The sequence below is a fragment of the Parabacteroides goldsteinii DSM 19448 = WAL 12034 genome (assembly GCF_000969835.1).
Lineage (GTDB): Bacteria > Bacteroidota > Bacteroidia > Bacteroidales > Tannerellaceae > Parabacteroides > Parabacteroides goldsteinii.
Window position 1 is genome coordinate 644508 of the sequence record NZ_KQ033912.1, and the last position, 20625, is coordinate 665132.

Sequence of the window (20625 nt, forward strand, 5' to 3'; positions counted from 1 at the left end):
AAATGGATCAGTTAATTGACGATTTAATTAAATTATCGTTTGCCGAAGACATCGGTGACGGCGATCATACAACGTTATGCTGCATTCCCGAAACAGCTATGGGAAAGAGTCAGCTTATTATCAAAGAGGATGGCGTACTGGCCGGTGTGGAAATGGCTAAACGCATCTTCCATGACTTCGACCCGGAACTAAAAATGACAATCTTCATCAATGATGGCGCAGAAGTAAAGAAAGGCGATATCGCTTTTACCGTTGAAGGAAAAGTGCAGTCGCTGCTACAGACAGAACGCCTGATGTTGAACGTTATGCAACGTATGAGCGGTATTGCAACAACAACCCGCAAATATGTAAAAGCACTGGAAGGAACTAAAACCCGCGTACTGGATACCCGTAAGACGACTCCGGGCATGCGTATGATGGAAAAGGATGCTGTAAAGATCGGCGGCGGTGTCAACCATCGTATCGGACTATTCGACATGATCCTGCTGAAAGATAATCATGTAGACTTTGCCGGTGGCATCGAACAGGCTATTACCCGTGCACAGAACTACCTGAAAGAAAAAGGCAAAAACCTGAAGATCGAAATCGAAGTACGCAACTTCGACGAATTGCAGCAGGCAATGAATGTTGGCGGTATCGACCGCATCATGCTGGATAATTTCAATATCGAAGATACAAAGAAAGCAGTCGAAATGATTGGAGGACGCTTCGAAACCGAATCATCCGGCGGTATCACATTCGACACACTGCGCGATTATGCAGAATGCGGCGTAGACTTTATCTCTGTCGGAGCACTAACCCACTCGGTCAAAAGTCTCGATATGAGTTTGAAGGCTTGCTAAGAAATATTCAGAAGGCGGATGGTTGATTATCCGCCTTTCTCTTTTTTATCCGATACGGACCACCTCATTATCCCTCAGCTGATACCCTTCTCCACTCTCCGGGCAAATAGCAAAACCTTTCTCATCAAACTCCAGTCTGTGTCCATACTCGCTGACCCAGCCGATCTGCCGGGAAGGATTACCAACGACTAAAGCATAAGCAGGAATCTCTTTAGTTACAACCGCTCCCGCACCGATCAATGCATAGGCTCCGATATTATGCCCGCAAATAATCGTTGCATTGGCACCAATAGTAGCCCCTTTTCCTATATGAGTTTTCTTATACTGGTCTTTGCGGCAAACGGCACTGCGCGGATTTATCACATTCGTGAACACACAGCTCGGTCCCAGAAAAACATCATCTTCACAAGTCACTCCGGTATAAACGGAAACATTATTCTGGACTTTGACGTTATTCCCCAAAACCACGCCCGGCGAAATAACGACATTCTGCCCGATATTACATTCTTCACCAATGATACAGCCGGCCATTATATGAGAAAAATGCCAAATAAAAGTATCATCGCCGATCGTACAGCCTGGATCGATCACTGCTGTTTCATGTGCCTGATAAGCTGCCATAAAAAGTTATTTATAGATTAAAAAGATAGTCGGTTTCTTACTCAGATCAGGAACTTTTCCTGCCCAGTCTTTCACAGGACGGGTATGGATATATTCATCTTCACAAGTAATATCCGAAGCGATACATAATTTGGTTGACGGGCGACAAGTACGGATCAGCTCCTCAGCCAGTTTATTGTTACGGTAAGGTGTTTCGATAAAAAGCTGTGTCTGGTTTTCCGAATAGATACGGCCTTCCAGCTTTTTGATTGTATTTGTCCGTTCCGAAGCATCGATGGGCAGATAGCCATGAAAGGCAAAACTCTGCCCGTTGAAACCGGAAGCCATTACCGACATTAATATAGAAGACGGCCCAACCAGGGGAACCACCGGATAATTCTTCCGCTGCGCAATAGCAACGACATCCGCTCCCGGATCGGCAACAGCCGGACAACCGGCCTCAGATATCACACCGACATGCTCCCCTTTCGTCAACGGAACCAGATAATCGGCCACATCTTCCGGCGAAGTATACTTGTTCAGTTCATAAAAAGTCAGATCATCTATCACGATAGACGGTTCCGTCTTTTTCAGGAAACGGCGTGCAGTACGTATATTTTCAACGATGAAATGTTTGATCTGTAGAATGATTTCACGATTATATTCCGGGAGAACACGCCGATGATCGGTGTCTCCCAATGTAACCGGTATAAGGAAAAGCGATGCTTGCATACTGTTAGTTTTCCGCAAAGTTAGTACTTTTGTGCCAAACAAACAGAATAAGATGGCACTTCCTATCGAATTTATCACACGTACCCGTGCCTTGCTGGGCGAAGAATATGACAAATTGGAAGCCGCATTGCAAGCGGACGTTCCCGTCAGTATCCGTATCAACCGGAATAAAGGGACGAAGGCTCCCTCAACACCTCAGGTCGGCTGGAGCGAAACAGGTTATTATCTGCCCGAACGCCTGTCGTTCACCTTCGACCCGCTGTTTCATGCCGGAGCCTATTATGTGCAGGAAGCCTCCTCCATGTTCCTGGAGCAAGCCATCCGGAACTTTGTCAGCGAACCGGTGAAATGCCTGGACCTTTGTGCCGCACCGGGTGGTAAGTCCACCCATCTGTTGAACCTTTTACCCGAAGGCAGTCTGTTGGTCAGCAACGAAGTGATCCGTACCCGCAGTAATATCCTGGCTGAAAATATCACCAAATGGGGAAATCCGAACAATATCGTCACGAACAACGATCCCGAAGATATCGGGCGCCTTACTCATCTGTTTGATGTTATTGTTACCGATGTCCCCTGTTCCGGCGAAGGAATGTTCCGCAAGGACACCGACAGTACCGGCGAATGGAGCGTGGCAAACGTCAACCTTTGTGCCGCCCGTCAACGCCGTATCATCCACGACATATGGAACGCACTGAAACCAGGTGGGTTGCTCATTTACAGCACCTGTACTTACAATACGGAAGAGGATGAAGATAATATACATTATATAATAGAAGAACTGGGAGCCGAAGCCCTGTCCATTCCCATCAGGGAAGAATGGCAGATCACCGGACCGCTACGCCATGCACACCCGGTCTACCGTTTCTTCCCCCATAAAACAAAAGGGGAAGGATTCTTCCTGGCCGCCCTGCGTAAAGCGTCCGGCGAAGTCGATGAAATAATCCGTCCTAAAAGTAAAAACAAGAAGGATAAAGGAAAAGCCGCTCCCGTCATCCCTCCTGTTGTAAACAAATGGATACAGGAGCCGGACAGCTTCCGGATGGAAATATTCAATGATACGATACAAGCCATACCGTCCATCCATTATGACACTTGGCTATTGCTATCCACCCAGTTACGAATCGTATCTGCCGGAATCCGCATCGGAGAGATAAAAGGCAAAGATATTTTACCGGCCCATTCACTGGCTTTAAGCACGGCACTGAACAAAGAGGCTTTTACCTGTGCCGAAGTAAGCTGGGACGATGCCATCAAATACCTGAAAAAAGAAGTATTGCTTCTCCCCGCCGAAATAGAAAAAGGGTACGTACTGGTCTGCTACCAGGGATTTCCTGTAGGTTTTGTCAAACATCTCGGAAAACGAGCCAACAACCTTTATCCGCAAGAATGGCGTATCCGTACGGGATATATGCCGGAACAGGTATTACTGCTAACAGACTACCTGCAGAAAAGGTAATGCCTTTGCCTCACTGGTGCTAGTGAGGGTACAGCTATCTCGATATCGTATCCAGGCGTGCCGTATAAAGTGCCGCTTCGATCTTACGTATGTAATTCCGTTTGGTTGTTTCCGGAGCATAAACGAGACCTTCGGCAACAATCACACGCTGTGTCTTCGTATCCAGAAAAGCATGGCTGACAAACGGTCCGCCCATCTTATCGCCAACCATCTTCCACAGGCCACGCAAGACTCCGCAGTATTTATCATGCAACATTATAGGTTCGTAAGTCAGGTCGACACGCTTTTCCGTAGTCATATAAGAATCCGGAAAAGCACCCGGCAGGTTATCCTTTAAAACAGAATCCCGTTTTGCCACCAGATAGTCCTGTGTAAATGTATTCGCATCGGTATATGGAAAGGAATAAACGATCAGATCGACACGCCCGGTTTTAGCATTGTTCGACACCCACAGGAAATCGGTTGTATCTTTATAATAAGTCATATCGTCCGGAGCATGCAATTTCATACCGAACTTCTCCTGCACTTTATCCATTGCCAACTGGCTGTAATGTTCTTTCAGGATCTTTATACGACGGTCCTTTTCGATTGCACAGAAATGATTGACAATATCCGAATCATGCAATGTCAGGTAAGTGACCAGTTCACGAGTCGACGGAGCACAGAGTTTTATCACTTCCTGCCCTTTTGCCCATTCATCTTTAAAACCATTCAACGAAACCATCGTATACTTCGTCGGATCAATATCGACAACCAGAATATTGCGGACGTATCTCAACAAGCCATTAAAAGTCTCGGTAGGAACAAATGTAACACGCATGGCGGGTTCAGGTTGGGGCAATCCGGCAATGGGAGATTTTAATTGATTTTTCACTAATTCCCCAACCTCGCTGTCTCCAACTTCCCGAGTCATGACAACCAGGATTTCATACGGCAAACCGGTAGCCCGTTTTTCTACGATCGAAGAGTTGCAACTCACTAATGTCAGTAATCCCACTAAATAAAAAGTAAATAGATGCTGTGTTCTCATAGCTTTATTGATTTATCTTTTCCAGAGTTTATTGTTTACTTCGACAAAAGTAAAGGATAAGTCAACAGAAGAAAAGAAATGGTGCCGGACAAACGAATACAGACTTAACAGATTGTATATAAGAAACATATACCCTAAAACTATTTGATTTTATGTATTTATCTGGACATGATGCTTTAGAAACGACTCAAATATTTTCCGCCAATAAAAGAAACTGTCGAGCTTCTGCTTTTTTCCGACCATCGGAATAACGTTATTCCGATGGGTGGAAGAGCAGTGTTCCGATGACCGGAAGAGTACTATTCCGACCATCGGAAAAGGAATCAGGTACTTTTTTTCTAATACATCCGGATAAACTGATCCAGGTCGGTCTTCTCATCCAGTTGCAGACGTTTTTTCAGGCGGCTCTTCGACTTGGTGAGGGCATCGGTCGTGTTATTGAAAACAGCCATCTGATCCTTGCGGAGAAAGTTCCATTTTATCAGGCAACAGATTTCCTCTTCATGACGGGTTATACTATATTTCTGCTTCAACTCCGTCAGAAAATTATTGAAAAGAAGGTCGGTCGTACGAAGCAATTCCATCCATTCCTGCCGGCTGAGATTGGTGCGTACCGGGTCTTGTTTGAGTTGCAGCAACAGGGAAAAGGCATCGACCGGCAATTCTATCGTTTCTGACGAAGCAGAGGAAAGCCGTTCAATGACCTGTTCATGCTCACGCACCTTCCGTTTGTAATATTCCAGGTCACTGACACGTTCCTTGTAAAGCTCCGATTCTTCCGTCAAGTTCTGTAAATCCTGTTCCAGCCGGTTGATCTGCTCGATATAATCGTATTTCTCCTTTTGGTAATGATAAATCGCAACTTTGTTCTTCCTGATCTTTTCCTTTACGAGCCGGTGACGTTCCCGGTTGCGTGCCATACGGATACCTATAATATACCCCAGCACCGCTCCCGCTATCAGAGCCACCCAACAGAAACAGAACAGAAAAAAAGTCAGGGAAGAAGGATTGTCCATACGATCTTATTTATGATTTGTTTTTCAAATATTCATAAATAGCCAGTTGGGAACGGACTTTCACCGGTTCCTCATTATGCTTGAAGTTGTTATGCAGCTGCTCGTCGATCAGGCAGGCTTTTACATTGTCGCGCATCTGTATCTTCAGAATGTCGATCACTTCCTGCTTTATTTCGGGAACCAGTATCGGGAAAGCCGTTTCTATCCGGCGGTTCAGATTACGACGCATCCAGTCGGCCGATGTCAGATAAACATCTTCCTTGCCGTCATTATAGAAATACCAGATACGGGAATGTTCCAGGAACATATCGACAATCCGGGTGATCCGGATATTGGCACTGTAAGGCTGTCCGGGAACCAGACAACAGATGCCCCTTACGATCAGGTCGATCTCCACCCCATTCTCGCTGGCATGATACAGTTCGTTTATCATATTCTGGTCATGCAGTCCGTTCATCTTTAACACGATCCGCCCTTTACGTCCCAGCTTCACATGTTCGATCTCACGGTGGATCATACGGATCAGTTCGGGCACCATGTTGAAACGGGCAACCAGCAGATGCCGGAAAGTAGGCTCCGCCATTTTCCCTTCCAGCACGGCAAACACTTTATTTATATCCGTTATGATCTCGTCATTACAGGTAAGCAAGGCCATATCCGAGTAGACCCGGGCAGTCTTTTCATTAAAATTGCCGGTACTGAGATAAGCGAAATCACGCCGTTTATTTCCATCTTCCGGATCTTTCCGGATGATAACCGCCACTTTCGCATGCACTTTCAATCCGGGAATACTGTAAATAATACGTATGCCCGCCTGCTCCATCCGTTCAGCCGTACTCATATTATTCTCTTCATCGAAGCGGGCTTTCAGTTCGACAAACACCGTTACCTTCTTCCCGTTCTGCGCCGCACTGACCAACGTATTGATGACGGCCGAATTTTCCGCCACCCGGTACTGGGTGATCTTTATCTCATCCACTTTCGGATCGAACGCGGCTTCCATCAGGAAACGTATCAGATAATCGAACGACTGATAGGGAAAATGCAGCAAAATATCTTTCTTCTTCACTGCCCGGAATACGGAACCTTTCTCATCCAGATAAGGGACACGCATAGGCGTCGGAATCTTCTGCTCCAACTCTTTCCCTTTTGGATTGGGCAATTTAGCCAAGTCCTGCAAATTCAGGTAACGCCCTCCTACAACCAGGTCATCGCGGGTAATGCCGAAAGCCTCACAAATAAATGAAAGGAAATCGTCCGGCATTGCCCGGTCGTACATAAAACGGCTCAGGGCACCGATCTTCCGTTTCTTCACTTTCTTCCGGATGCTTTCAACGATATTACCTTTCTCATTTTCCAGATAAATATCGGCATCACGGGATATCTTGATACTGTAACAACTGTCAATTATATATCCGGGGAAGATATTCGCCAGGTTCGCACGAATAATATCATCGATAAACATGATGTAGAACTTCCCTTCATGTTGCGGCAACTCTATAAAGCGAGGTACCTTGGCATAGGGTATCTTCATCAGTGCATAATGATATTCAGGCGCCTGATCTCCTTCCAGTTTCCGCTTGCTTTTCTTTACCATGCGGATCACCAGATACAGACGGCGGTCACGGATAAAGGTACGGATATCCCCAGCCTGTATCATGACAGGCGACAGGAACGGAAACACCTCCTCATTAAAGAAGTTATGAACGAACTCTTCATGGAATGGCTCAGGTTCGCTTCCCTGATAGAGATAGATATTCTGCCGGTTCAACTCCGGTAATATCTTTTCAGAGAAGATCCGGTAATATTCACGTTGCTGGCGGTTTACTTCATTGGTTATCTCGGTCAACACTTCTTCGGCCTCATCACCGCTTTCTTCGGTAAAATTCTTTTTCATAATCACCCCGCGATGCTCGGCCACACGTATTTCGTAAAATTCTTCCAGGTTGGAAGAATAGATAGACAAGAATTTAATCCGCTCATAGACAGGCAACGTATCGTCTTCCGCCTCGAGTAAAACCCGGTAGTTGAAAGACAGCCAACTAACGTCGCGCTTAAAGTATTTATATGAATTCTCCATCGTATTCTATTCTTAGATGCGTAAATATAGATACTTTATTAGAATAAAAGAAATAGATACTTACACAAAAATCGGACAACCCATGGAAGTGTTGCCCGATTTTACCTTTTACCTCACAAATCTACCGTTTCCGGTGAATATAGTCCCTACTTTTCCAAATCAAAATCCACTAAAATAGGACGGTGATCCGATGGATGCCAAAAGTTTGAAAGATTAGCCGGGTCGCGCACCGGTTTCGTATAAGTATCTGTCACGACATCGGCAGCCACAATTCTTTCATATAACGGAGAAGTACAATATACGAAATCTATACGCGCCTCCTTTCCGGTCGTTGTCTTAAACTCGCCGGGGTATTTTTTAGCGATCACATCTATATAAGGCGTATTCTCCCTGATATAATCATGCACCAAAAAACGCGTATCTTCTTCCGGGTAGTTGTAAACTGCATTATCAATTCTTGACCGCGCATTAAAATCTCCCATCATCATCCAATACTGGCCCGCTGCTTCGGGCACCGAGTCGATCGTATGTTTACAGATATATTCTATTTCCATGCGTCGGTACTTATCCCCTCCGGATTCCGCTTTGCTGGCCTCCTTATCTTCGGCCCGGAAAGCAAAAGCCTGGGGCCAGGTATGAAGCGTTACTACATTTATCGTCTGTTGGTTGACTTCGATCTGAGCCCAACCGGCACCGTGAGTAACGACACTATCCGGTTCCGAGCCGACAATACGCAAGACATTCTTTATCGGATATTTAGAAGTTATCACCTGAGGATAATTGTCCCGATGACCTCCTATATAACAATATGTATGTCCGTACCGCATTGCCAGTTTCTCCCAGTTATCAGTCAGATAACGGTCCGCAGCCTCCATAGGATCGGCCGTCCCGGTCTTATAGATGGATTGGGCCTCACACCAGACACAGATATCCGGATTTTGTTCTTTAACCCATTCGACAAAACTGTCATAATTATCTCCCTGTCCGGACCACATTCCATTTTGTATATTCCAGTAGAGAAGGCGTAAATGCCCCTTCTCCGAACGTCCGCCGCACGATGTAACAAGACAGGCTATTGTCCACACAAACGCAAGCATAAAAAATATACGTACCCTGTTAACAAGCTGTTTTTTCATTCCTATTTCCTTTTTTTTAGTTTAACATATTAATCATTCCGCAGAAGTATAACCCGGATTCTGATCGGTAGACTGGTTCATCGCTTTATTATAGTTGAATTCGGAATCCGGAATCTTCCATAAATAATGTCTTTCCTGTATGTCTGTCCACGCCCCGTCTTCTACATTATAATATTTCCCGACCAGTTCCTGAGCTTTGCCCAAACGAACAATGAAGTCCCAGTGCTTCCCTTCATTGAAGTGCTCGTAAGTTTCTTCCTTAATCAACAAATCAATAAACTCATCCATCGTCTTATAATCCGACAACTTATAATCCAACTCCATATCCGGCACTTTTGGATCACGCCCATAAGCACGACGGCGAAGCTGATTCAGCATTTCCATAGATTCCTCCGTCGGCCCTCCTGCAACACGTGCTGTCGCTTCCGCAAAAATAAGCATTGCATCCGGATAACGGATCAACGGAATAGATACATTTGCACCTCCCCCTTGTGAATTCGGATCCCAATACTTTGTCAAAAGACAGGTGTACTCTCCGTAAGCATCGGCTCCAAAGATATAAAAACCGACATTCAGCCCATAACGGAGATCATTCTTATCCCAGGTAGATATCACATGATTCCTCAAATCCGTATAATGCGTAAAATAGCCGTTCCCATTCAACATCAACTTGCCCGGTTCTATCTCATATTTCGGATGCGATGTATAAGACAGGTAATCCCAGGTTTTGCCGTCCGTCCGCGATGTCTTGATGTAAAACACCTCTTCCGTCGAAGTTGTCAGGTCATACCCGAATACTTTGTCGAAATCCCTTGAAGTACCGACCTGTACCAATGAGTAAACCCCGCTATTGACCACTTCTCCCGCCAATGTTTTGGCTTCTTCATAATGCCCCGTATGCATATACACGTCGGCCAGACATATTCTTACCGCATTCTTATTCGGTGTTGCCAAATATCGGGACTTATCCGGGCAATTAGCCAACGCATATTTCAGATCTTCGATAATAAAGGCATAAACATCTTCCTTCGAACTCTTGGGTACATCCCATGTCGTAATATTATTTTCAGTCTTCAAAGGTACTCCACCCCAGTATTTGACCAGATTAAAATAATTGAATCCTCTCAGGAATCTCAATTCCCCCAAATAGGATATAATTTCCGCCTCGGTCATTTCCGTTGCCGACGGAAGTTTCTCTATCGCGGTATTACAATACATGATCGCTTTATATAAATTTGTCCAGTTAGATTCACTCCGCGTGATATGAGTAGAATTTACAAAACCGTTGTATGCTTTATAAGTCTGGTAAACTCCTTTCGGGTAACAATACTCCGTATTGATTTCCAACGTTGCGAAAAAATTAGAATTATAAGCCGACCGCATCACATCCAGCGGAGCCAATACCGCCGCATTCGCTTCTTCCTGTGTATTATAAAATGTTTCACTCGAAATCGAATATGTATATTTCGTCTCGTCCAGGCAATTGTCACAGGCTTGAAAGATAGAGAGGCAGGCCACTATTGATACTAAAAACTTACTTTTCATTGCTTCTGATTTTTAAAATTTGACACTCAAACCCATTGAGATAGTTTTACTGTTCGGATAAGTCAAATGGTCGATACCAGCATTGACATCACTCGCTTTTGAACTCACCTCCGGATCCACCCCGTTATACTTGGTAAAGGTTAACCAGTTCTGTGCACTTACAAACACCCGGATACCGCTGAGCCAATTCCGGGTACTCCATTTTTCACAAGGGAAATTATAGGCCAGACTCACATTTTTCAAACGTAAATAAGAGCCATTCTCGATGAAACGGTCCGAGTACTTTAAAGAACCGACCGCTTCGACTTTTGGATAATGGACATGAGAATTATCTTGCCCCTCTCTCCAACTTTCATAGTACACTTTGCGTTCGATATTCATGCCTTGCCCATAAGAATAGTTTCTCATTTCGCTCAGGTTAAAGACATCATTCCCCTGGCTGCCTTGCAGGAAGAAATTGAAATCCCAGTTTTTATAACGGAAACCGCAATTCAGACCATAGGTAAAATCCGGAAAAGGAGATCCGGCAATATACCGGTCTTCCGTATCCGTATATTGACCGTCACCGTTCATATCTACATAAGAAAGAGACCCTTTTTCATCTAATCCGGCATCTTTATATACATAAAACGCTCCCAAAGGTTCCCCTTCCCGGATAATGGTTATAGAACCGGAACCATAGTTGCTGTAAGTCGTTCCCAGAATATCGTCTCCGTCAGCCAGTTCTTCGACTCTATTCTTATTGTGTGCAATATTAAACTGAAGCGTAAAACCGAAATCCTTCTTTTGTACGACATCCGCTTCCACCAGAAGTTCGACTCCCCGGTTACTCATACTGCCGATATTCCGGACTGTCGATGAATATCCGGACGAAGACGGTAAGGAAACCGTATTCAACAGGTCGGTCGTCTTTTTATAATAATAATCGGCTGTAAAACGCAGACGCTGATTGAACAAACCCAAATCGGCACCAATATCCCACTGAGACGTTGTCTCCCATTTCAGATCTTCCGGGAAAGTGCTGCTTGGTGCATAGTAAGGAACATTATCACTACCAGTCGCTGTTTTCCCGGTGTTCAATAAATTTTGTGTCATATACGGGTCGATAGCACTCGAACCGGTCCTACCATATCCCAGACGCAGCTTCAAATTGGTAACTTTATCAAATTGCTTCATGAATGGTTCCTCAGAAATCCTCCATGCCAAAGCTCCCGAAGGGAAATATCCCCAGCGCGATCCTTCCGAATAGCGGCTCGAACCGTCTGCACGAAAGCTGGCTGTCACCAAATATTTTCCATTAAAAGAATAGTTGATACGCCCGAGATAAGACATCAGCGCCCATTTGGAATAAGAAGTAGAAGGAGTATTGACTGTTCCTGCCGAAGACAAATTATTTGTTTGCTGGACATCACTCAAAAAGGTATTACCGGATGCCGCTATTGATTTATACACATTCTGCTGATAAGTAAAACCGCCCATCAGATTGAATGAATGAATTTTATTAACAGTAAAGTCATAATTCACAATATCTTCATTTATTACATTGGTGGAACGCTTATGATTCACAGAGGCGGAATTATTCTGATAAATATACTTTTTAGTCGTATAAGCATCATACCGGGAATCAGAGCCTTCCAGACCGAAAGTCGCCTTGACGGAAAGTCCCTTGACTGGTTGAAAGTTGATGGCCGCATTGATATTCGTCAGATTCGTGACCGTCTTATAAGTAGACTCATAAGCCATACAGATCGGATTTTTAATTTCATGCGACGACCAGGAATACCAGGAACGCAAATCCTTATAATCACCGTTTTCATCGTACGGATAAAAGACCGGTGCGGCAGAATAGGTGGCACCGATCATGGACGATCCTCCATTACCTCCTCCGTCAGACTGGTTCATTTGATTTATCAACGAATATCCCATGTTCAACGAAGCACTGACCATCTTGCTCATTTTCAAATCCAGGCTTGAACGCAGGTTGTATTTATCATACGAACTATTATGAATCAAACCATCTTTCATCATAGCCGAACCACTTATGAAATAACTCACGTTGTCCGTACCTCCCGAAACATTAATATTATGATTCGAGATTGGGGCGTTCTGGAATACTTCACTCTGCCAGTCCACGCCTTTTCCCATTGCTGCAATATCCGCTTCCGAGAAAGGAGCTTCGCTCAAAATATCCGCATTAACCAGATATTCATTATAAAACCGTCCCCACTCCCGGGCATTCATTAAATCCAGCTTCTTTATCTGTTTCTGAAAGCCGTATTCAAAATCATAGGAAACGGTTGTTTTTCCGGTTTTTCCCTTCTTGGTTGTAATCATAACAACGCCATTCGCACCACGTGAACCATAGATCGCTGTCGCCGACGCATCCTTTAGAATTTCCATGGATTCGATGTCATAAGTATTAACAGAGGAAGTGCTCGCCGGTATTCCGTCAATGATATAAAGCGGAGCATTGTCCCCCTTGATAGAATTGACTCCCCGAATACGGATCGAGTAATCGCCCGATGGATCTCCGGTATTCTGCGAAAGAACAACCCCCGGAACCCTCCCCTGCAAAGCCTGGATAGGATTAGAAACAGCAAAGGCTGTAATTTCGTCGGCTTTTATCGCTGACACGGAACCTGTCAAATCCTTCTTCTTCATCGTACCATAGCCGATAACCACGATTTCATCCAACGATTCTACATTTTCCTTCATTACGATATTCAAACTCTTCTGTCCTTTTACCGGAATTTCCAACGAATTGTATCCTATATAGGAAACCATCAGGACATCATTTCCCGATACACTCATTGAAAAATTCCCATCCACATCAGTCACGACACCTGTCGCAGAACCTTTTAACACAACATTGGCACCGATAATCGGCTCTCCTTTCCCATCCACGATATTACCCGTTACAGTATACGTACTTTGTTGGTTAACAATAGGAAAAACATTGGTCTCCGCCCATGTAGATGCAGGAAAGAACTGCAATGCTACGGCAAGACATAAAACACCCACTAAATGGAATACATTTTTCTCTCGTTTCATTTTATTAAATAATAATAAATTTGATTTATTGCGGGACAAAATAAACAAGAAGACGTTTCAGCATGAAGACAAGCGAATGACATTCACCACACATTCTTGCTACAAAACAATGTCCGCATTTCATAATAATTCATTTGGCAACATTCACGTTGTTACATCAGAATCCTATAAGAAAGGAATAGTACTAAACAAGGTTTCATATCCGGCTGTTCGCCGGGAGTCCAAAATTGAGAGAAAGTAGACCAATAAAAAAACGTGGACCCATTGTCTTTTCGTATTACGGTCCTGAAAGGTCTACCACAACCCGCTCTCCTCATAATACAACAATGAAGTCCACGCCTAAACGTGAACGTCCAGTGTACTTGGAAGAGAGCATTTAAAAGTGGTAGTTTTTCAGCACCTTCGAAATAAACTTTACGTTTTTATATCTTAATATGTCTTTTAGACAGTTTTATACCATAGGCATAGTTTTAAATTTATATGAATACATTTATGCAAACACCCCAAATGTAAGAACAATATTTTACATTCCATCACAATCTTCAAAATAAATAGCCATAAGTAAACAAAATCATCACAAGCCACTAATATACTCTTTCAAATTCTCATATATTATGATACTGTATTCTTATATATTATACGACTTCGATATCATAATATATGAGAATACAGTATCATAATATATAAAACTATAATCCCGGAAGCCGTAAAAGACTGGGACTATCGCACCAGAAAGAAACCTTTATAAAGAAAATACGAACTAAACTAACTCCGTCAACCGGTTCATTGTAATATTTTCTTACTTTTACATGTTGAAAAGAAACAGTTATGCTTAAAATAGGACTTCTCTCAGATACCCATGCTTGGTGGGATGATAAATATGCGGAATATTTCGCAGAATGCGATGAAATATGGCACGCAGGTGATATTGGTTCGGACGGGTTGGCAGCAAAGCTAGCTGCTTTGAAACCTTTCCGGGCGGTATATGGAAATATAGACGGGCAATCGCTCCGGTTAGAATATCCCGAAGTGGCTCATTTTAAAGCGGAAGAAGTAAATGTGATGATGACGCATATAGGCGGCTATCCAGGCCGTTACAACCCGGCTATCCGCAAAGAATTGTACGATACCCGCCCGAACTTGTTCATAGCGGGTCATTCGCACATTCTGAAAGTCGCCTTCGACCAATCCCTGAATTGTTTATATATCAATCCGGGCGCAGCCGGCAAAAGCGGCTTCCATCAGGTCCGTACCCTTATCCGTTTTGTGATTGACGGCAAAAATATTAAAGACCTTGAAGTAATCGAACTGGGTATCCGATAAATACCCAGCCTACTTACCACAGCAGAAACTCTCTGCCAGTAAAATTGTGTTCTGAAGATAAGAGAATTCCTGTTCGAAATATTCACTGAATACACCGGTATGCAGGTTCTCTTCAATTTGTTTGGCTGTCCATAACTTACCGCCAGCTCGCTTACACTGGTTAAACTGCTCCTCTGTACGGAGACAGATCACGTAAAGCGATACCAGATGTTTCACCTTCTCGTTCTCGAACGTATAACGTATCAGAAAACGGGGATTTACATCCTGCTGTTCGGCGAGTTCGCCAACCGATTCACGCACCGTACTTTCAATACTGTGCCTGAACAATACATAACTATGGAAAGGGTAATCAATCGTATCCGGAGATACGAACGCATCTTTACTCCTTTTCATCAGATAAAGCATTCCGTCATGAATGACGGCAATCCGGACGATCGGATGGTAGTACTTCTTAGGCAACGTGCGGCTGACCGAACGCGCAATACAACCAATAACCTTTCCTCCCTCATTCAACACCGGTAACCACATTTCTTTCTGTAAACTACCTTGCATCAACGATAAACGTACCTGCTCATAAAGAATGACCAGAACTCCAATCAATACCCCCAGTTCCCTGTAAAGGAAACGTTCCGCATGTACATTCTGCATCGTATCCGGAAGGATACTGTAAACCAGGATGACAAACAGATGTAATGTATACAAATTCTGAACCAGCTGGGCAATGAAATAGAATTCATTCAGCGTCGTACGCATTAAAGTCCGTTTATAAGTCGGGTGCTTTGAAGTCCTTATCTTCTTTAATACTGAGCGCCGGCTAAAACCGATAAACGCCAGTACTACGACCAACAGCACCTCCGTAATCAACGGAGAATAAATAAACAATACGGGCTCCAGTTTCAAGCAGAGAAAGACGGAATACAATACTAAAGTAATTGCAGAAGGCAACAATAAAAATTGATATACCTTATCCTTACTCAACACCTGATACAGAAAAATACATACAAAACAGAAGGTAACGCCGATAATGAAAGACAACAGATAAGAAAAATAATTATCCAAAAACATAAAAAGCAACAATGGCAACAGACCAACGGCTTGATTGTCTAATCCCTTCTTAACTTTGTTCATACCCTTTCCCCCTTTCTTCGCACTTTAAATATATAACAACCCACTTTGTTAAAAGTTTTGGTAATTAAACATGCTTTTCAGCGTGATAAGAGGAACGGACCAGCGGAGCGCTCTCTACCATACGAAAACCTTTTTCCAAAGCGATTGATTTATAGACATTAAACTGATCAGGGGTCACATACTCAGTTACTTGAATATTTTTTCTGGATGGTTGTAAATATTGACCAATTGTTAATACGGAAACACCTGCATCGAGCACATCGTCCATCAGACAGCATACTTCTTCGGGGGTTTCGCCCAAACCGACCATAATACCGGTCTTTGCCGTCGCACCTTGTCCGGCTATACGGGACAGGACAGCCAGGCTGACATCGTATTTGGCTGCACTGCGAACCTGCGGGCTGATACGCCGCACGGTTTCCATATTATGCGATATAATCTCGGGAGCAGCTTCCACTACCTGATCCACCAGTTCAAGGCGTCCCTGAAAGTCAGGGATCAGGACTTCTACGGTGGTGGCCGGATTTACCTCTTTGATGGTCCGGATTGTATCCACCCAATGTTGGGCTCCCAAGTCAGGAAGATCATCGCGATCAACCGACGTTATCACTGCGTGTTTTAAGTTCATCAGGCGAATACTTTCCGCCACATTCGCCGGTTCTTTCGGGTCCAGCGGCAGCGGTTTGCCTGTTAGCGTGTTACAAAATCGACAGGAACGGGTACAGATATCGCCTGCAATCATAAACGTAGCAGTTCCCCGGCTCCAGCATTCTCCCATGTTCGGGCATTTTCCACTTGTACAAATGGTGTGCAGACAATGAGACTCAACAATGCTTTTCGTCTTTGTAAACTGTTCGTTCCCACCAAGCCGGATCTTCAACCAATCCGGCTTTCTCACATGTTCTGACATTATAAGTTATCCAATAAAAAGTTAGACATCCTGGTATACAGATGATAACGGGTATTTCCTCCGTAAATACTGTGATTACGGTCTTTATAAACCTGCATATCGAACTGTTTACCGGCTTGTACCAATGCTTCTGCATAATCCATCGTCTGCTGGAAGTGTACATTATCGTCAGCAGTTCCGTGTACCAGCAACAGCTTACCCTGTAAGTCTTTTGCCAGCCGGATGGGCGATGTTGCAGCATAGCCCGAGAAGTTTTCTTTTGGCGTACGCATAAAACGTTCGGTATATACCGAGTCATAATATTTCCAGTCTGTCGGAGGAGCGACAGCGATACCGGCCTTAAATGTACCGTTACCTACGCTCATCGACATCAATGTGTTGTATCCGCCAAAGCTCCAGCCCCAGATGGCGATGCGTTTTGCATCCACATACGGCAGTTTGCCTAAAGCCTGTGCTGCTTCCACCTGGTCTCTGGATTCCAAATCACCCATCCGCAAGTATGTACATTTGCGGAAGGCTTCACCACGTGCACCGGTTCCCCGGCCATCCACGCTGACTACGATGATTCCGTTCGCAGCCAGGTAATGTTCCCAGTCAAAACCATATTTGTCCAGTACTTGTTGCGAATTAGGACCACTATATTGTACCATCAACACCGGATATTTCTTCGATTCATCGAAATCGACCGGCTTAACGATCCAGGCATTCAACTCAATATCAGATGCTGTATGCACCTTGAAGAATTCTTTTTTAGAGAAAGATGTATTTGCCAATTTTTCTCTCAAAGCAGCATTATCCTGCAACACACGCAATACTTTTTTCGACTTTGTTTCGTTGACGGTAATCACTGCGGGAGTGTTTGCATTCGAATAATTATTGACAAAATAAGCATAGTTCGCGCTGAAGTCGGCACTGTTCGTCCCCTCTCCTTCCGACAGTTTTGTCTTTACGCCTTTCTGGTCAATCTTATAAACAGAACGACGCAACGGGCTCTCTTCGGCCGATTCATAATATACAACCTTAGTGGCATCGTCGTAACCAATCAGACGGGTTACGTCCCAGTTGCCTTTCGTTACCTGGCGTTGCATAACACCCGTCGGAGAATACAAATAAATATGGGAATAGCCATCCTGTTCGCTGACATACGTAAATCCGCTCGGATTGAAATGAATGGAAGTCAGCCATTCGGAATCCACATAGCATTTGTTCTCATCGCGAAGAATCAAACGGGATACGCCGCTCTTCGGATTCACATAATACATATTGAAAACATTCTGCTGACGGTTCAACGTCATGACAGCCAACTGGTCGGAATTGGTAGTAAAGGTAATTCTCGGAATATAATAATCACCTTCCACCGGCACTTTCAGTTCTTTGATATCTTTTGTCGCTACGCTATAAGAATGAACCGTTACTTTCGAATTATTCTCGCCTGCTTTCGGATACTTGAAATTATAATATCCCGGATACAGTCCGTTACCCCACATCTGCATGGAATATTCCGGCACTTCGCTTTCGTCGAAACGCACATAAGTCAGATATTCACTGTCGGGCGACCAGGCCATCAGGTTAGTCACAGCGAATTCTTCTTCATATACCCAATCGGTAATGCCGTTCAGTATTTTGTTCAGTTCACCGTCTTTGGTAACCTGTACTTCCGTATCATAGTCAAACTTACGAATCCATATATTATTATCCACGACATAAGCACACATGCGTCCGTCCGGCGAATAAGTCGGAATCATCTGCTTGTTCTTCGAATCGGAAACAGGCTTTACATAGTTACGGCGCACGTCATAATCGTACACCATCGCCTTGAAAGAACGACGGTAAATCGGTTCGGTTTCCCGCCAAACAAGGATATGATGGCCGGTACTGCTGATATCGTATCCGTCAAAATCATCGAATGTGGATTCACGGGCAGTCCGGGCATTGAACAACGTGTCCACCGGATTACCTGTACGATAGGAGTATTTGATAATCATACTCCGATCTTTATTCATTGCTGTATAATGTTCTCCATCCGGCAGCGACCGCATTTCACCAATAGCAGTTACCTGACGGAACTTTCCATCTGTAATTTCTTTTAAATCGACACGTTTGCTCCCGTTCTGAGCAGATACGCTTCCAATTATCGCCAATGAAAGCAAGAAACCAACACCCAATCGTCTCATGAATACTTTTATTTTATTTTGAATAGGCTGCAAAGTTAGTATTTTATCACGGTAAACCGTTCACCATTAAAGGTAAATTATGTACCGGAGCCTGGTTATCCGGGCATTTTATCATTAAATTAACCACCGGACATTGGTCATTAACCATTATAAATTACCTTTGCCCCATGGAAAACGTAAAACCTTATAATGATTTCGGAGATTTCCTGCGGAAAATATTCCCCTGTAAGGTACAGAAAATCTCTATAAATGCAGGCTTCACCTGTCCGAACCGCGATGGTTCGAAAGGATGGGGCGGCTGTACTTATTGTAATAATCAAACATTCAGTCCGGAGTATTGCCACACGGAAAAGAGTGTGACCGAACAGTTGGAAGAGGGAATCCGCTTCTTCTCCCGCAAATATCCGGAGATGAAATACCTCGCCTACTTCCAGGCTTACACCAATACATACGATGAACTCAGTTCGCTGAAAGCCAAATATGAAGAAGCGTTATCTTATCCCGGTGTAGTCGGGTTAATCGTCGGAACACGCCCGGACTGCATGCCGGATGCTTTGCTGGATTATTTCACGGCCCTTTCCCGGGAAAAGTTCGTCATGATAGAATACGGACTGGAAAGCACACTCGATAAAACGTTGCTCCGCATCAACCGCGGACATACCTATGAAGAGTCGGAAAACGCTATCCGCCGGACAGCCGGACGGGGCATTTACACCGGTGCCCACCTGATTCTGGGTTTACCGGGAGAAAGCAGGGATGAAATATTACATCATGCCGACCGGTTATCCGAATTGCCCGTAACCACTTTGAAACTGCATCAACTGCAACTGATTCGCAACACCCGCATGGCCAAAGAATATGCCGAACATCCTGAAGAGTTCCATCTTTATACGGCCGACGAATATATCGACCTGGTAATCGACTTCATAGAAAAATTAAACCCCTCTATTGTGGTAGAGAGGTTTGTATCGCAATCCCCGAAAGAGCTGTTGATCGCTCCCGACTGGGGACTTAAGAACTTCGAATTTACTGCGAAAGTAAATAAGCGTATTGCCGAAAGAAATGCACGGCAAGGACGATTATTTATTCCTTTTTCTTAGGAGCCAGTTCCCCATAGAATGTGATGTTCTGTTTGTTGACAGGCGTCACATTGATTGTCGCGGAACCATTTGAGAACACCTGCACACTGAATGCAAAGGTATCGTCATCGCTTCGGGTACGAAACTGTATTTGAGCGGTTCCTTTCTTATTAAAAGAACATTGATAATCGGTAATTGATTCTTCGAAACGTAACCCGTCACCGCCACCATAAGGAGCCGAATAAGCCCTTCCGAAATAAGGAAGATAGGAAATAACCGAGTCACCGCGCATTTCCAAAGAGTAGGGAGACGTCAGATTGAGTGAACGTCCTCCCATGGGTATCGCACGATTTACATCTATTGTAAACCGTTTACTATCTATTAATTCTTTCACTTCATTTGCCTTCTGCTCCCGCTTTTCCTTTTTACTTTGAGCATAAAGGGATTGCCCTGCTAATAAAAGGACAATCCCTAATAACCAGAATAACCTAACATTCTTCATAACCTTAAATAAATAACACAC

At 44.1% G+C, this 20625-nt stretch carries 16 protein-coding genes; 4 read left to right on the forward strand and 12 right to left on the reverse strand.

Going from position 1 to position 20625, the window contains the following annotated elements; all coding sequences use genetic code 11:
- The first annotated feature begins 2 nt into the window (after window positions 1–2).
- Window positions 3–842: a carboxylating nicotinate-nucleotide diphosphorylase gene (nadC, locus tag HMPREF1535_RS02740; RefSeq protein WP_010802146.1), complete on the forward strand. Its 840-nt coding sequence runs from the start codon at window positions 3–5 to the stop codon at window positions 840–842.
- 45 nt (window positions 843–887) lie between these two features.
- On the opposite strand, the gene HMPREF1535_RS02745 is transcribed toward nadC, so the two are convergent.
- Window positions 888–1463, reverse strand: coding sequence for an acyltransferase (locus tag HMPREF1535_RS02745; protein WP_010802145.1), 576 nt, complete (start codon window positions 1461–1463; stop codon window positions 888–890).
- A gap of 6 nt (window positions 1464–1469) precedes the next feature.
- Window positions 1470–2174, reverse strand: coding sequence for an SAM-dependent methyltransferase (locus tag HMPREF1535_RS02750; protein WP_046145227.1), 705 nt, complete (start codon window positions 2172–2174; stop codon window positions 1470–1472).
- A 52-nt stretch (window positions 2175–2226) separates the two neighbouring features.
- On the opposite strand from HMPREF1535_RS02750, the gene HMPREF1535_RS02755 reads away from it, so the two are divergent.
- On the forward strand, window positions 2227–3630 hold the full coding sequence (locus HMPREF1535_RS02755; RefSeq protein WP_046145228.1) for a methyltransferase RsmF C-terminal domain-like protein: 1404 nt from the start codon (window positions 2227–2229) through the stop codon (window positions 3628–3630).
- Window positions 3631–3664: 34 nt separating this feature from the next.
- Here HMPREF1535_RS02755 and HMPREF1535_RS02760 read toward each other — a convergent pair whose 3' ends face one another.
- From HMPREF1535_RS02760 to HMPREF1535_RS02785, 6 genes are all read right to left on the reverse strand, one after another.
- On the reverse strand, window positions 3665–4660 hold the full coding sequence (locus HMPREF1535_RS02760; protein ID WP_010802143.1) for a DUF4837 family protein: 996 nt from the start codon (window positions 4658–4660) through the stop codon (window positions 3665–3667).
- Window positions 4661–4998: 338 nt separating this feature from the next.
- Window positions 4999–5676 carry a hypothetical protein gene (locus HMPREF1535_RS02765; protein ID WP_046145229.1) on the reverse strand — a complete coding sequence of 226 codons (678 nt, stop codon included), beginning with the start codon at window positions 5674–5676 and terminating at the stop codon, window positions 4999–5001.
- Between the two features lie 10 nt (window positions 5677–5686).
- Window positions 5687–7756: an RNA degradosome polyphosphate kinase gene (locus tag HMPREF1535_RS02770; protein ID WP_046145230.1), complete on the reverse strand. Its 2070-nt coding sequence runs from the start codon at window positions 7754–7756 to the stop codon at window positions 5687–5689.
- A gap of 146 nt (window positions 7757–7902) precedes the next feature.
- Window positions 7903–8892, reverse strand: a complete 990-nt coding sequence (locus HMPREF1535_RS02775) for an endonuclease/exonuclease/phosphatase family protein (RefSeq protein ID WP_046145231.1) — start codon at window positions 8890–8892, stop codon at window positions 7903–7905.
- A gap of 33 nt (window positions 8893–8925) precedes the next feature.
- Window positions 8926–10437: a RagB/SusD family nutrient uptake outer membrane protein gene (locus HMPREF1535_RS02780; RefSeq protein ID WP_046145232.1), complete on the reverse strand. Its 1512-nt coding sequence runs from the start codon at window positions 10435–10437 to the stop codon at window positions 8926–8928.
- 12 nt (window positions 10438–10449) lie between these two features.
- Window positions 10450–13488, reverse strand: coding sequence for a SusC/RagA family TonB-linked outer membrane protein (locus tag HMPREF1535_RS02785; RefSeq protein ID WP_046145233.1), 3039 nt, complete (start codon window positions 13486–13488; stop codon window positions 10450–10452).
- Between the two features lie 828 nt (window positions 13489–14316).
- Here HMPREF1535_RS02785 and HMPREF1535_RS02790 point away from each other — a divergent pair.
- Entirely contained in the window at window positions 14317–14811 is a 495-nt protein-coding gene (locus HMPREF1535_RS02790) for a metallophosphoesterase family protein (RefSeq protein WP_007654533.1), read from the forward strand.
- A gap of 9 nt (window positions 14812–14820) precedes the next feature.
- On the opposite strand, the gene HMPREF1535_RS02795 is transcribed toward HMPREF1535_RS02790, so the two are convergent.
- The 3 genes from HMPREF1535_RS02795 to HMPREF1535_RS02805 all read right to left on the reverse strand — a co-directional run bounded on the left by HMPREF1535_RS02795 (window position 14821) and on the right by HMPREF1535_RS02805 (window position 19023).
- Window positions 14821–15939: an NUDIX hydrolase gene (locus HMPREF1535_RS02795; RefSeq protein WP_007654535.1), complete on the reverse strand. Its 1119-nt coding sequence runs from the start codon at window positions 15937–15939 to the stop codon at window positions 14821–14823.
- A 64-nt stretch (window positions 15940–16003) separates the two neighbouring features.
- On the reverse strand, window positions 16004–16849 hold the full coding sequence (gene lipA, locus HMPREF1535_RS02800; protein WP_007654536.1) for a lipoyl synthase: 846 nt from the start codon (window positions 16847–16849) through the stop codon (window positions 16004–16006).
- Window positions 16849–19023, reverse strand: coding sequence for a S9 family peptidase (locus HMPREF1535_RS02805; protein ID WP_007654537.1), 2175 nt, complete (start codon window positions 19021–19023; stop codon window positions 16849–16851). The genes lipA and HMPREF1535_RS02805 overlap by 1 nt, the downstream gene beginning before the upstream one ends.
- A 167-nt stretch (window positions 19024–19190) precedes the next feature.
- On the opposite strand from HMPREF1535_RS02805, the gene mnmL reads away from it, so the two are divergent.
- Entirely contained in the window at window positions 19191–20123 is a 933-nt protein-coding gene (gene mnmL / locus HMPREF1535_RS02810) for a tRNA modification radical SAM protein MnmL/YtqA (protein WP_010802135.1), read from the forward strand.
- On the opposite strand, the gene HMPREF1535_RS02815 is transcribed toward mnmL, so the two are convergent.
- Complete coding sequence (locus tag HMPREF1535_RS02815) at window positions 20107–20604, reverse strand: DUF4251 domain-containing protein (protein WP_046145234.1); 498 nt, start codon at window positions 20602–20604, stop codon at window positions 20107–20109. The two genes, mnmL and HMPREF1535_RS02815, sit on opposite strands and share 17 nt — an antisense overlap.
- Window positions 20605–20625: the final 21 nt, after the last annotated feature.

Bases quoted from the DNA above. Each gene is read 5' to 3' on its own strand.
- nadC (WP_010802146.1), top strand. From the start codon at position 3: ATGGATCAGTTAATTGACGATTTAATTAAATTATCGTTTGCCGAAGAC.
- HMPREF1535_RS02745 (WP_010802145.1), bottom strand. From the start codon at position 1,463: ATGGCAGCTTATCAGGCACATGAAACAGCAGTGATCGATCCAGGCTGT.
- HMPREF1535_RS02750 (WP_046145227.1), bottom strand. From the start codon at position 2,174: ATGCAAGCATCGCTTTTCCTTATACCGGTTACATTGGGAGACACCGAT.
- HMPREF1535_RS02755 (WP_046145228.1), top strand. From the start codon at position 2,227: ATGGCACTTCCTATCGAATTTATCACACGTACCCGTGCCTTGCTGGGC.
- HMPREF1535_RS02760 (WP_010802143.1), bottom strand. From the start codon at position 4,660: ATGAGAACACAGCATCTATTTACTTTTTATTTAGTGGGATTACTGACA.
- HMPREF1535_RS02765 (WP_046145229.1), bottom strand. From the start codon at position 5,676: ATGGACAATCCTTCTTCCCTGACTTTTTTTCTGTTCTGTTTCTGTTGG.
- HMPREF1535_RS02770 (WP_046145230.1), bottom strand. From the start codon at position 7,756: ATGGAGAATTCATATAAATACTTTAAGCGCGACGTTAGTTGGCTGTCT.
- HMPREF1535_RS02775 (WP_046145231.1), bottom strand. From the start codon at position 8,892: ATGAAAAAACAGCTTGTTAACAGGGTACGTATATTTTTTATGCTTGCG.
- HMPREF1535_RS02780 (WP_046145232.1), bottom strand. From the start codon at position 10,437: ATGAAAAGTAAGTTTTTAGTATCAATAGTGGCCTGCCTCTCTATCTTT.
- HMPREF1535_RS02785 (WP_046145233.1), bottom strand. From the start codon at position 13,488: ATGAAACGAGAGAAAAATGTATTCCATTTAGTGGGTGTTTTATGTCTT.
- HMPREF1535_RS02790 (WP_007654533.1), top strand. From the start codon at position 14,317: ATGCTTAAAATAGGACTTCTCTCAGATACCCATGCTTGGTGGGATGAT.
- HMPREF1535_RS02795 (WP_007654535.1), bottom strand. From the start codon at position 15,939: ATGAACAAAGTTAAGAAGGGATTAGACAATCAAGCCGTTGGTCTGTTG.
- lipA (WP_007654536.1), bottom strand. From the start codon at position 16,849: ATGTCAGAACATGTGAGAAAGCCGGATTGGTTGAAGATCCGGCTTGGT.
- HMPREF1535_RS02805 (WP_007654537.1), bottom strand. From the start codon at position 19,023: ATGAGACGATTGGGTGTTGGTTTCTTGCTTTCATTGGCGATAATTGGA.
- mnmL (WP_010802135.1), top strand. From the start codon at position 19,191: ATGGAAAACGTAAAACCTTATAATGATTTCGGAGATTTCCTGCGGAAA.
- HMPREF1535_RS02815 (WP_046145234.1), bottom strand. From the start codon at position 20,604: ATGAAGAATGTTAGGTTATTCTGGTTATTAGGGATTGTCCTTTTATTA.